Annotated in this window: 11 protein-coding genes and 1 pseudogene; 11 read left to right on the top strand and 1 reads right to left on the bottom strand. The window is 28.0% G+C overall.

The window, feature by feature from the left end; all coding sequences use genetic code 11:
* The first annotated feature begins 9 nt into the window (after positions 1-9).
* The 7 genes from O3802_RS07275 to O3802_RS07245 are packed head-to-tail and all read left to right on the top strand — an operon-like array spanning position 10 to position 8,131.
* Positions 10-990: a glycosyltransferase family 2 protein gene (locus O3802_RS07275; protein ID WP_371458938.1), complete on the top strand. Its 981-nt coding sequence runs from the start codon at positions 10-12 to the stop codon at positions 988-990.
* Positions 991-999: 9 nt separating this feature from the next.
* Positions 1,000-1,983 (top strand): glycosyltransferase family 2 protein, encoded by a 984-nt coding sequence (locus O3802_RS07270; RefSeq protein WP_371458937.1) that lies wholly within the window; start codon positions 1,000-1,002, stop codon positions 1,981-1,983.
* A gap of 18 nt (positions 1,984-2,001) precedes the next feature.
* Positions 2,002-3,090 carry a glycosyltransferase gene (locus O3802_RS07265; RefSeq protein ID WP_371458936.1) on the top strand — a complete coding sequence of 363 codons (1,089 nt, stop codon included), beginning with the start codon at positions 2,002-2,004 and terminating at the stop codon, positions 3,088-3,090.
* Between the two features lie 22 nt (positions 3,091-3,112).
* Positions 3,113-4,513 (top strand): MBOAT family O-acyltransferase, encoded by a 1,401-nt coding sequence (locus O3802_RS07260; RefSeq protein WP_371458935.1) that lies wholly within the window; start codon positions 3,113-3,115, stop codon positions 4,511-4,513.
* Positions 4,514-4,525: 12 nt separating this feature from the next.
* A complete protein-coding gene (locus O3802_RS07255) occupies positions 4,526-5,908 on the top strand; it encodes an alginate O-acetyltransferase AlgX-related protein (protein ID WP_371458934.1) in 1,383 nt (460 codons plus the stop codon).
* Complete coding sequence (locus O3802_RS07250) at positions 5,908-7,419, top strand: O-antigen ligase family protein (RefSeq protein ID WP_371458933.1); 1,512 nt, start codon at positions 5,908-5,910, stop codon at positions 7,417-7,419. Before O3802_RS07255 ends, O3802_RS07250 begins: the two co-directional genes overlap by 1 nt.
* A gap of 1 nt (position 7,420) precedes the next feature.
* A complete protein-coding gene (locus O3802_RS07245; RefSeq protein WP_371458932.1) occupies positions 7,421-8,131 on the top strand; it encodes a LicD family protein in 711 nt (236 codons plus the stop codon).
* Positions 8,132-8,172: 41 nt separating this feature from the next.
* Here the strand turns inward: O3802_RS07245 and O3802_RS07240 are convergent, their stop codons facing one another.
* Positions 8,173-9,660: an oligosaccharide flippase family protein gene (locus tag O3802_RS07240; RefSeq protein WP_371458931.1), complete on the bottom strand. Its 1,488-nt coding sequence runs from the start codon at positions 9,658-9,660 to the stop codon at positions 8,173-8,175.
* A gap of 313 nt (positions 9,661-9,973) precedes the next feature.
* Between O3802_RS07240 and O3802_RS07235 the strand changes: the two genes are divergently transcribed.
* The 4 genes and pseudogenes from O3802_RS07235 to O3802_RS07220 form a co-directional block, all read left to right on the top strand.
* A complete protein-coding gene (locus O3802_RS07235; protein ID WP_371458930.1) occupies positions 9,974-11,722 on the top strand; it encodes a phosphotransferase in 1,749 nt (582 codons plus the stop codon).
* Positions 11,723-11,738: 16 nt separating this feature from the next.
* Positions 11,739-11,918: a hypothetical protein gene (locus tag O3802_RS07230; protein WP_371458929.1), complete on the top strand. Its 180-nt coding sequence runs from the start codon at positions 11,739-11,741 to the stop codon at positions 11,916-11,918.
* On the top strand, positions 11,918-13,342 hold the full coding sequence (locus tag O3802_RS07225; RefSeq protein ID WP_371458928.1) for a cytosine permease: 1,425 nt from the start codon (positions 11,918-11,920) through the stop codon (positions 13,340-13,342). The genes O3802_RS07230 and O3802_RS07225 overlap by 1 nt, the downstream gene beginning before the upstream one ends.
* Before the next feature lie 225 nt (positions 13,343-13,567).
* Positions 13,568-13,822 (top strand): annotated as a pseudogene (locus O3802_RS07220) (hypothetical protein); the annotation flags it as partial.

The following is a 13,822-nucleotide window of genomic DNA, read 5'->3' as shown; positions in this document are numbered from 1 at the left end:
GAGAAAATATTGACTAAAGAATTGATAAGCATAATAGTTCCAGTTTATAATGTTGAGAAATATTTAAAAAAATGTGTAGACTCAATAGTTAATCAAACGTATAAAAATTTAGAAATAATTTTAGTAGATGATGGAGCCACCGATAATAGTGGAAAAATATGTGATGAATTGGTAGAACTGGATAATAGAATAAAGGTTTATCATAAAAAAAATGGTGGATTATCGGATGCAAGGAACTATGGAGTAGAGAGAGCGACTGGGGACTATATTGGCTTTGTAGATAGTGATGATTACATAGATGCAGAAATGTATGAAAGGTTATATGAGGCTATAAAAAAAGAGAATGTGGATGTTGCGGAGTGTAATTTGAAAATTGTTTATCCAGAGAAAACCGATCTCTTTACTGATCAAAAATATTATCAAATTTGTAATAAGCAAGAATACTTGGAAGAATACTTAAAAATAGAAAAGATTTTTGGTTCAGCATGTGTAAGGTTAACTAAAGCAGATATTGCCAAAAAACTAAAGTTTCCAGTTGGGAAATTATATGAAGATACGTATTATGCTTATGATTTAATCGGTATTGTTGATAAGTATGTTATAGTGGATAATCCATACTACAACTATTTGATGAGAGAAAATAGTATAACAAATGCAAAATTTAATCCTAGGATATTTGATCTTATAGAAATAGTGGAGAAATTTCATACAAATGTTTATAAAAATTACCCTAGTCTAAAAGAAGCAGCAGATTGTCGAAAAATGTATGCATATTTTTCAGTGTTGAACAGCATATTATTAGAGGAAGATTTCAAAAATAATAGTTTTTATAAGCAGATAATAGATTATTTTAAAGAAGAATATACGAAATTATTAAGAAATAAATACATAACTCGTAACAGAAAACTAAGCATACTATTGATTAAATTTAGTATAAATCTATATAGAAAAGTGTTGTTGAGATATAAAAATACTTTAGCGAGAAATTAGGTGAATTTAATGAATAATGAATTAATAAGTATAATAGTTCCAGTATATAAAGTAGAGAAGTACTTAGAAAGATGTGTGAAATCTATTCAGGAACAAACGTATACAAATTTAGAAATTATTTTGGTTGATGATGGATCTCCTGACAGATGTGGACAATTATGTGACGAATTTGCTAAATTGGATGAAAGAATAAAAGTTTACCATAAAGAAAATGGGGGAATATCCGACGCTCGTAATTATGGGATAGATAAGGCTACTGGAGAGTATATCGGTTTTGTAGATAGTGATGATTATATTCATGAGAGTATGTATGAAAAATTATATGAGGCTATAAAAAAATCAGGGACAATGATTTCTGAATGCGGATTAACAAGAGTGTATAAAAATACATTAAGACCACATTATGAAGGAAAAGACTACTTTTTAATTTTAGATAAACAAGAGTATTTAAAAGAATTTTTGGAAAATAGAAAAGTATATGGCTCTGTTTGGTGTAAATTGATTCATAGGGATATAGCTAAAAAAATAAAATTTTCGGTTGGGATGATTTATGAAGATGCTCTATATAATTTGGAATTAATAAAAAATGTAGATAAGTTTACATTAATAAGTGATAGTTACTACTATTACTATATAAGAGAGGATAGTTATACTACCAAGCCGTTTAATAATAGAAGTATGGATTATATTGATGTAATAGAGAAAATAAGTGAGTATACTTTAGCTAATTTTCCAGAATTCAAGGAGCAACTACTTATAAGAGTCGCATTTGCTTATGTTTCAATTTTTAATCAGCTAATAGAAGTAGATAATTATAAAAATAAAAAAGAGTATGAAATATTAAAGAATAAGTTGAAAAGTATTCGTTTAGAAATTATAAGTAGCAAAAATGCACCTAAAAACCTGAAGATAGCATTCTTGTTATTAAGTATTAATGAAAAATTATATAAATTTGTGCTGTCTAAGTATAAAAAATACGAACGTAATAATTAATTAATGGAGAAAAAGGCGATGAAAAAAGTATTGATAGTTATTCCTTCGTATTCTAAAGGCGGAGGAGCAGAAAAAATTCTTTCTAATATTTTAAATAATGGTGATTTTTCTGAATATAAGATAGATATAGTAGAAATAGATAGAGGGAAAAAAAGATTTGAGAAACTTCCTAAGGATATTGCTATACTAAAAAAGTATAATGATGAAAAATATCCGTACCTAATGCGTCTTATATTGGAGCAACTTGGAAGAAGGCTTCCAAATTTATTGAGAAATTATCTAATTAAGAAAGATGACTATGATATTGAAATTATGTTTGAAGTTATGTATCCTGATATTCCATTCTCAAAAAGAAATATAAAAAAGATATATTGGGTCCATGGAAGTATAGAGGATTTTTCTAATACCTGGCGTAAAAATAGATTTAGAAAATATTTTTCAGATGCTACAAAGATAATATCAATATCGAATAGAACAGAACAATCTATAATCGACTTATATCCTGAACAACAAGGGAAAATAACTCGAATATATAATGGATATGACTTTAAGGATATAATAAATAAATCTAAAGAAAAAAGTGATATTGATATTCATGAAAAATCTATCTGTTCTATTGGACGAATAGAAAGTAAAAAAGGCTCAGATAGAACTTTAGAATTAATTAGAATGTTACATGAAAAAGGCCATAAATATCATATGTATTATATAGGTTCGGGAGAGTTGGAAGAAACTTTAAAATCAAGAGTAGAACAATATAAATTATCGGAGTATATTCACTTTTTAGGTTATCAAAGTAATCCATATAAGTATTTAAAAAATATGAGATGTCTTGTTTCTATGTCGAAACAGGAAGGTTTTCCTGGAGTATATGTGGAGGCTTTATCATTAAATATTCCTTTTGTTTCAACTGATGTAGGTGGGGCTGAAGAACTTTCACAAAATGGAAAATTTGGAAAAATAATTTATAATGATGAACAAGCGATAAAAGAAATAATAGGGTATGTTGAACAAACTCAAAGATGTGAAGAAGAGGTAACAGAATTTCTTAAAAAATTATCTTTAGAAAAACAGATTCAAGAGTTTAAAAAATTAATAGAAGATTAATGTTTACAGAAAGGAAATTATTATGCCGTTTACAAGCGCAGGATTTTTATTTTTCTTCTTGCCAATAACGATAGCATTATATTATCTATTTAATCTTATTGGTAAAAATCAATTGAATAATTTATTGCTAATATTATTTAGTTTATCATTTTATATGGTATCGGGGTTGCGTACAACGGTCTATTTGATATTGTTTATAATTATTATTTATTTTTCTGGTAAGATATTGGGGTACACAAATACTAAAAGAACAAAGAAAAGTTTTTTTATATTATCGTTGCTATTTGTAGTATTGACTTTATCTTATTATAAATATATAACATTTATATTAGAGTTATTCCAGGGTGATAAGGGGACATTCAGTCTAGTAGTCCCGTTAGGCTTATCTTTTATTATGTTTGAAGCAATATCGTACATGGTTGACATTTACAAAGGAGATACAGAAAGTGGAGGTTTAATAGATGTGTTTCTATTTTTCACATTTTTCCCAAAAATTGCTTCTGGGCCGATAGTATTGTGGAAAGATTTTTCTAGTCAAATTTATAATAGAAAAATGTCTGTAGACTCATTTTTTAGTGGAATGAATAGGGTAATGATAGGTTTTGCGAAAAAATCTATTATAGCAGATTCGTTAGGAACAGTAGTTCAAAGTATTAACGAAAATACACAGTTAGGAATAGATTCACCAACGGCTTTTTTAGGAGCGTTATGTTACTTCTTGCAGATTTATTATGATTTTTCAGGATATTCAGATATAGCAATAGGTATTAGTAGAATATTTGGATTTGATTTAAAAGAGAACTTTAATTATCCATATACATCAACCTCTATAGGTGAATTTTGGAGAAGATGGCATATTTCCCTAGGGTCATGGTTTAGAGAGTATATTTATATTCCGCTAGGAGGAAATAGAAGACACGTCTATATAAACCTATTTATTGTATTTTTAATCACTGGTATTTGGCATGGATCAACATTTAATTTTGTTATTTGGGGAGTGGCTCATGGCTTATTAATTATGATAGAACGTGCATTTAGGGAGAAGGTTTGGTATAAAAAGATACCAGCGTTATTTAAATGGATGTTTACTATGGTATTTGTCTATCTGACATGGATAATATTTATGATACCATCTTTAACTCAGGCTATAATATATTACAAATCCATGCTGGGAGTTCCAGCAGGGAGTATATACTTTACATTTGAGTATTTTATTAATAGTAAGCTAATTTTAATAATTGTTATAGCCGTAGTTGGAGCGTTTATAGGTAAGTGGAATAAAGCAGAATTGATTAAAACGTGGGCTCAAAGTACAAAAACTGGAGTAGTAGTTAGCCAAATATTATATATGCTGTTATTTGTTTTAGCTGTTTTGTTTATGATGAACTCATCATATAGTCCATTTTTATATTTCCAATTTTAAGGAGGAAGTTAATTGAAACATTTGAAAATATTTTTTATATTACTATTTTCAGTTATTCTACTCTTGCCATTAGCGTTTTTTAATAGGCAACCGAATTATATTTCTGAAATTGATAATAGAAAACTAGCTGAGTTTCCAAAGCTAGATAAAATTAACTCTGAAACTATCAAGGATATGTATAAATATGTAAATGATAGAGTGGGTTTTAGAGAAGAAATAATTCAAAGTTATGGAATTTTGAATAATAGGTTATTTGATATTCTAGTTCATCCAGCCTACGTTTACGGACAAGATGGATATGTGTATTTTGGAATGTATCAAAAAAATTACGACGAACATACAAGGCAATTTACAAAATCTCTTAAAGAAGTAAAGGATTATGTAGAGAGCAGAGGCGGAAAATTTTATGTTCTTATCAATCCCGAAAAAACCTCTGTTTATACAGAATATTTACCTAGAGGAGTAAATTATAATAGAACATGGATACAACTTATAGAAAAAGATTTAAAGCATTATGGTATAAATTTTATAGATAATACTGAAGAGTTGAAAAAGCGAAGTAGTATTGAGCAAGTATATAATAGGCAGTACGATGCTGGACATTGGAACGATTTAGGAGCGTTTTATGGAGTAAACAATCTATTGCAGTTAATCGAAAAAGATGATTATAGGGTGAAACCTCATATAAAAGAAGATTTTGAGATAACTCAAGAAATAAAAAAATACTTACCTACATCTAAGTTCGAAGTAAATGAAGCTGTTCCAGTATTTAATTTAAAACAATCATATGAGGATTTAACAAAAAAATATGATAAGGAAATATACAGAGATGCACAGCAGAATCACTTTAGTTATATTAAAAGTGATAATTCAGAGTTGCCAAAAGCATTAGTATTTCAAGGTAGTTATTTGAATGGGAGAGAAAAGTATTTAGCAGACAGGTTTAGTGAGTACATTGCAGTTCATAACTATCAAAATATTTTTGATATAGACTATTATTACAATATATTCCAGACAGACATAGTTGTCTTTGAGGTTGCAGAGTACACTATAAATAACGTATATTTTGATATGGCTAAGATGAAAAATATGAAATTAAACCCTACCTTAACAAATGATTATATATATACTGAAGAAAAAAATAATATCAAATATTCATTAGAAAAAGGAGATTTTATTGATAAATTGGTGTTTAGTGGGGTACCAGAGAATATAGAATACATATATTTTAAAATAGGAAATAAAATATATGATATAAAGTATATAGATGGTAAATATAGTCTTAGTATAAAATCAGAATCTTTAGTTATTAATGGGGATGAAGAAATTATCTTTAAAAAAAATGATGATAACAGGTACTATAAAAGTAAAGTAAAAGAGGAGAAAAATAAATAATGAGAAATAAACTTTTAGAAAATTTAATAAAATATCCTATTTTATTTTATATATTTTATTTTATATATACAATAAGACCACCGTTTAAATTAATGATTTTATCAGCAGATAAATATGAGTCATTATTTCATTATGGGCTTATTCTATGGGGATTAATAATAGTTGGATATAATTTTCTAACAAGGAGAGAAATTTTTTTAGGGAAAAATATTAATTTCGTTATAGTGTGGATAATCGCATCTATTTTAACAGTAATAAGTAATATATCCTATATAACAATGAGTTCTATAAAATCTATAGTATTAACAATATTATCAATATTATTCTTTTTAATAGGGTATCCTCTTTTACGAGGTAAGTATAGCGATACTAAAATATTTAAATATATATTTTATCCGGTTTTAGCTGTTAAACTCTTAATAAATAGCATATCTATCTATTTATATTTAGCAAATATTAGTATATTTGTTATAAGAAATAACTTGTTAGATTTTTTAGGTGTTAGATATGTAGGAATAACTGGAAATAGATATACCCCATTATTATATGGCTTATATAAAGATCCTAATTTTACGGCGATGATAGGTGTATCATTAATATTTATTTCTATATATATCTATGTGAGTAATAAAAATACTCTTACATATAAGGAAAAAGTATTTATATATATTAGTGTATTTTTAGAATTTGTTATGGTTTCTTTTTCAAACTCTAGAGGAGCATTATACTCGATTATATCTGTATTTTTTATAATTTTAATAATAATTATATTAAATAGGTATAGACTAAAATCCCTTTTTTCTAAGTTTACTATGAGGAAAATCATAGTGGTTATTTGTGCGATGATGTTAATTTCTGTTTCATATATGGGTATTCAAAAGATAGGTTTTTCTCTTTCGCAAAATAGCCAATTTAAAAGGTATATTTATGCAGAGCAGAATAATCGATTTACACGAATATTTCCTTCGGACTTAGAGCAAGAGCGGTTTTCTAAACATAAAGATTGGGTGTTAGAGTATGATGAGACAGAAGGTGGAGAAAACGGCGGCAAAATAGCTATAACCAAAGAGGATTCAGGAGAAGAAATAGGAAATGGAAGATTGACAATCTGGAAAGATACATTAAAGCTATTTCTAAAAAAACCAATTTTTGGTATTGCTCCAGAAATGCAGAAAAAAATATCATTAGAGAAGTATGAAAACCTAGATATTCCATCTATGAAAGAAGGAAGATCAATTCATAATAGTTACCTTGCGGTATTACTTTATTATGGTATTGTGGGAGCATTAGTCCTTGCTGTAGGAATTATTAGAATTTTAATTTTACCTTTTATGGATGAGGTTAAAAATGGTTATTCTCCAAAATCAATATTATTTTATGGGATATTATTTTCTTTAGCAGTATCATTCTTTTTAGAATCTATCTTTGTAAATATTGATTTCGAACAAATATACTTGATGTTCTTATTGGGAGTAGTAACGGGATGCTCTAAATTTAAAGGAGGTAGTTAATATGCTACAATGGGCAAAAAGAAGTTTAGCGACAGCATTAGGAGATAAGAAAGATATAGTAAAAAATTGGAAGATAATAAAGAGACTTAATGAAAAAGCTAATATTGAATTAGATACAAAACGCCAACAATTACTTAAAGATAATTTTCTTGATGTTTTAAATAGTGTATATAGCTCTAAAATATCTAATTATGATGTTTGGTTAGATTTTGGAACATTATTGGGAATCTATCGAGATAAGGATCTTATAAAACATGATTTGGATATGGATTTCGGTATTGTTATTGATGATTATCTTGATTTCCAAGAAAAAGAAAAGGAATTGTTAAACAAGGGTTTTCAAAAAACACGTGAGTTATATTATAATAAGGAACTTATGGAAATTTCTTATGATTATAATGGCTTAAATGTTGATTTTATAGTTTATAAAAAAGAAGAGGGTTATGTTAAATCTGTTGTTGTAGGATATTTATTAGATGCTTTAAATAGACCGTGTAAGTATGAATCTAGCAAGTATGAGATTAAGTTTGATGGCTTGAAAGATTATGATTTTGAGGGAGTTAAAGTAAAAATACCTTTAAACACGCATGAGTATTTAGAACATCAATATGAAAAAGATTTCTTAATACCTAATAAATTCTATGATTGGCGAGATAATCCATTGTATGAAAAAGTTGATGAAAGCTTGGTTGAAGTTAAATTGTTAAAATAAAATACAGATGCCTCTAGTTTTGAGGTATCTGTATTTTATTTTTATCTTTTAAATTTTTTAATGAACTTATTGTATAAGATATCTATAGTATACATTATGGTGCTGTCCTTCATAATAAGGAGAGTGCTGGCATAATATAGTGTAGAGAAAATAATAGTACAACAAATCATAAGTAATGAATTAATGGTTATAGCATAAGATGTAATTTGAAATACATGTTTAAGAGTATAATATATAGGTATGAATCCAAGCGATATAATTATATATCTAGTACTTTTTTGGAATATTGATTTCAACGAAATAAGGCTATGTTTTTTAATGAATAGAATTTCAAGTATTACTACTATACATTCAGCGATAAGTGTAGTTATAACATAATATTCAGCTTGAAATATATTATTTAGGTAAAGTAATCCATTAAGCAGGAAGTTTATAATACCGCCTATAAAGTAATACAAGGTGAGTGTACGTTCTTTATCATTTACAAAAATGATTTGATTTCCCAATATATACTCTAAAGACCAAACTAGTGTCCTTAAAGCAAAGAGACTAGTGACTATTCCGGCGGCAGTATACTTCTCGGAAGCATATATTACAGTTGCAAAAGTTCCTAAAAGAATTAAACCAATACCTGTTGGAATTATAAAGAATAAGAATAGAGAACTAGATTGATTTATAAGATACTCATATGAATCGTTGTCTTTCTTTCCCAGATAATAACTTAGTCTAGGTATAGTTACGTTTATTGTTCCAGTTAAGACAATTGTAATCAGCATTACTATATTCATAGAAATAGTATAATATGAAATATATTCAAGATGCGGGCTACGCGTGATAAACAATCTATCTAAAAGAGTATATAACATATTAGCGTTAGCTAATAGCAACATAATAAACATATTTTTAGAAGAAATCAATATTTCTTTAATAGGTATTTTGACAAAAGATACATCTTTTTTTATCCATAAAAAACTTATTAAATAGTTCAGTACAGTAGTTATGGTCATTATTAAAGCATAAGGTATTATATCGCTTTCTACCTTAACAAGAGTGAAGATAGATATTAACATTACTATGCGGATAAATAATGTTTTATACAAAATAAATGTATAATTTTCATAAGCTTCATTCATCCACTCTATATTAAGAAACTGAAATAAGGCTTGCAAGCCAAGGATATAGTATAAAATTTTTAATGTAGATATATCTGTTCCTAGTTCTATAAATAAGAAATACAGAGTAGTAATTGATATTGAGGTGAAAATAGATAAATAAAATAACTTAGAGAATACATGATTTATTTTATCACTATTTTCTTTAACTTTACTAATAGATCTAATACCGTAGTTGTATATTCCGAACGCGGCGATAGGCATAATAAAACTTGCCCAAGTATTTGCGTTATTATAATAACCATAATTATCTTTGCTTAAAATTCTGGTAAGATAAGGATTTGTAATTAGAGGAAATATAATATTTAATATATTAACGGTTATGCTTGCTAAGGCATTAATTTTTATATTTTTCAATTTTTCACTCCTTTTATCGTCGTAGTCTGAGTTAGGTATATTATATCACAATATGTTGTAAAAAACAGATAAAATTTAAATGAAATATTTAGCTATATAATTATTCATCAAGCTTATATGCATTATTTAAAATTATGAGATAACTTAAAATTTATTAGAAAGTATATAGATATAGGGAGATAAGTTTAAAAAATACTGGATTATTTAGGAAAATTATGGTAATATAAAAAAGTATGAGATTAGAAATCTCATTTAATTTTCTATTGGTGTTCAAAAAACAAAAGAAAAATACAAAAAATGAACAAGGTGAAGTATGATTAATTTAGCAGAATTTAAAATTTTAACACAATTATTACAAAAGCCACTTCAAACACAAAGAGAATTGTCAGAATCTATAGATGTATCTTTGGGAAAGGTAAATTCGGTAATTACAAAATTAAAATCTAACGGATTGTTAACTGGGAATAATGAAGTAACAAATGCTGGGCGTGTAGAACTTGAACCATATAAAGTGAATAATGCGGTTATATTGGCGGCGGGAATGAGTACTAGATTTGCTCCCCTATCGTATGAAAAACCGAAAGGATTGCTTAATGTAAAAGGTGAAGTTTTAATAGAGAGACAAATTAAGCAGTTACATTCAGTAGGAATAAAAGATATAACGTTAGTTGTTGGATATATGAAAGAAAAAATGTTCTATTTAGAAGAAAAATATGGGGTAGAGATTGTCGTAAATGAAGATTATTATAAATATAATAATACATCCTCTATGATACTAGTAGAAGATAGACTATCTAATACATATATATGTTCATCTGATAACTATTTTGTAAAAAATCCATTTGAAAAATATGTTTATAAAGGGTATTATTCATCTGTATATGAAGAAGGTGAAACTGACGAATATTGTATTAGTTTTGATAAGAAAGATAGAATAATCGATGCAAAAGTAGGAGGGTGTAACTCTTGGGTAATGCTAGGACATGTATACTTTGATCGAGAATTTAGTAACAAGTTTTCTTCAATTCTTAGAGAAGAATATAAAAAGCAAGCGGTAAAAGAAGGCTTATGGGAAGATTTATACATTAGATTCATATCGGAGTTAGATTTGCGCATAAGAAGATATAGTAAGAACATTATAAGAGAGTTCGATTCTTTAGATGAATTAAGAGAGTTTGATAAAGAATATTTAAAGAATACTAATTCGAAAATTTTAAATAATATTTCTAATATATTGGAGTGCAGAGAAGAGGAAATTGAACAAATAAGTCCAATAAAAGCAGGGCTAACGAATACATCGTTTAAATTCACTGTTTCAGGGAAACAATATGTATATAGACATCCTGGTAAAGGAACGGAAGATTATATTAATAGGAAAAGTGAAGCTGCATCAATGGAGGTGGCTAAGAAACTAGGCATAGATAATACTCACATTTATATTGATGAGGAAGGTTGGAAGATTTCTCATTATATAGACGAAGCTAGAAATCTAGATTACCATAACAAGGAAGATGTTTCGCAAGCATTAAAATATCTAAAGTTATTACATAATAGCGGCGAAAAAACAGAGTATAAGTTTGATATTTGGAAACAGATTGATGGATTCCGCCATCTACTAGCAGAGAATAATAGAGATGACTTTGAAGATATGAATGACTTAGTTGATTTGGTGGAGAGATTAAAGAATGAATTATCAGATGATCAAGAATATTGTTTATGTCATTGTGATAGTTATGATCCTAACTTTTTAATAGATAAAGAAAATAAAATGTATCTTATTGATTGGGAGTACTCTGGTATGACGCATCCAGCGGTTGATTTGGGAACATTTATAGCTTGTTCAGACTATAAAGTAGAAGAGGCTGTTGGGGTGATTAAAGAATACTTAGGAGAGGATTATACACCTAATAAGTTAAAAACCTATTTAGGATATACTGCAATTATATCATTCTATTGGTTTTTATGGGCACTACATCAAGACAGCTTAGGAAAAAATGTAGGTAAATATTTATACATATGGTATAAGTATACGAAAATATATGCAAAAGAAGCATTAGAATAAAAAGGAGTCAATTTTAATGAGTAAAAATCTAGAAGATTTAATATATGAAGAAACAAAGAGAAAACTAGATATAATGGAAAGTAAGGAGTATAAATTTCCTAAAAGAATTACTAAAGTTGATGGTTATATCATAATAGGTATAATTATTGTAAGTTTAGTGTTAATAATATTATGTATGAATGAGGTAATTAAGTAATGCAAAATAATTATATAGAAAGAGAAACAATTACAGGAGTTGTGCCAGTCTTAACTAATGAAAGAAAATATTCGTTTATAGATTTATTTTTATCTACAAGTGGATTTGCTATTGCAACATGGTGCTATACCCAGGGAGCCTATGTAGCGCAGTTCTTAGGGTTTAAGCAAATGTTAATCAATATTTTTGCATTTAACTTAATCTGGGTATTAGTAAGTTGCTTGCCAATTTTCTTTGCAGTAAGGTATGGAATTGATTTATGGATATGGTTAAGGGCAGTTTTGGGGAATAAAGGTGTTGCAATACTATCAATTGTTATAAGTTTGGCAAATTTTGGGTGGTATGCTGTTGCTGCTAATTTATTTTCTTCTTCCATGATTAATTTAATGAAGAACTTTGGAATTGTGTTAAATGAAGACTTGTGGAATCCTATATTAGGGGTAGCGTGTGTTGTTTTAGGGACTCTTATAGCGATAGGTGGCCCGGAAGTAATAAAATGGACAAATAGATTTTTAGTTGTAGCATTATTAGTTGTGGGAGTAATTGTATTTTTTATTAGTATAACTGCTGTTCCACTTTCAGATATATTAGCAGTGAAACCTGCTAATCAAGAGGGAGTTAGTGCAATAGAACGTTTTATGATGTCTGCAGAGGGAAATGTCGCTTTTGCATTTTCTTGGTCAACTCAAGCGCTAGTTATGCCAAGATTAGCTAAAACAGAAAGAAGTGGATATTGGGGGACAACACTTTCTTATGGCGTTGTAGCTCCGTTCTTCGTTGCAACTGGTGGAGTTATGACTTTAGCGATGTTTGTAAAAACAGGTGTTTATGAAAGTGATCCTACAACTATGTTATCAGTTTTGGCGGCCCCAGCACTAGGTCTTTTAAGTTTACTATTAGTAGCATTTGCTAACATAGGGACACAAGGGACAGGGTCATATGTAAATTGTATGATTGTGAAGAGTGGATTACCTAAAGTTAGTTACAAGTTGCTTGTTATAATAGCTATGATATATGTAAGTGTTCTTACAGTGTGGGGAGGTGTAGAAAAGTATTTTGGTGCTTTTATCTCACTTGCAGCGTATGTGCAAGGTCCGATTATAGGTATGATATTAGTAGACTATTTCATTATTAGAAAAAGAAAACTATCGTTAAAATCAGCTTATAATTTAAAAGGACATAATGCTTACAAGTATACTAATGGATATAACATTGTGGGGTTATTATGTATAATTATTTCATGTTTAATAACAATGTTATTTGTATATAATCCTTATAGTGGTTCAATAAAAAGTAATATATTTTTATTTACAACAGGAAGTGGTTTTACTGCAATTCTTGGAGCCATTTTATACTATTTGGCTAGCGTAACATTATTTAAAAAATATATGGTTAGCGATAGAGATGATTTAGAGATTGTATAGTATAAAATTCAATATTATATATTAAAATCTGAGTTATCATTAATATCCTATGTAGTATATACACTTCTATTAAAAATATAATTTTAAAAAGAGAGATAAGGAATTGTAACCTATCTCTCTTTTAATTGTAATTAACTTGTAACGTAGTATACAAGGGAAAGATGGTATAATATAAGATGCATTGATAGAGAGAAAATAATAGTTCAAGTAGGAGATAGAGAATTTATGAGAAACAATATAAAAATAGGAATAGGAGCACTAGCGGTTTTAGCAACACCATTTGTAGTAGGAGAAGTTTCTGGGAATGAAGTACAAGCAGAATATAAAGGACAATTATTTTATAATTCAAATAAATTAGCAAACTGGTGGTATGATGATGGAAGCGACTGGTATTTCTTCAAAGATGGTAAGAAGTATACAGGTTGGGGAAAAGATAATTCCGGAGAACACTACTATGTAAATGGAAAATACGCAAATGGC

It is taken from the genome of Gemella sp. 27098_8_92 (assembly GCF_041433685.1).
Lineage (GTDB): Bacteria > Bacillota > Bacilli > Staphylococcales > Gemellaceae > Gemella.
The sequence above is the reverse complement of the archived record's forward strand: the minus strand, read 5'-3'. Positions and strand labels throughout refer to the sequence as shown.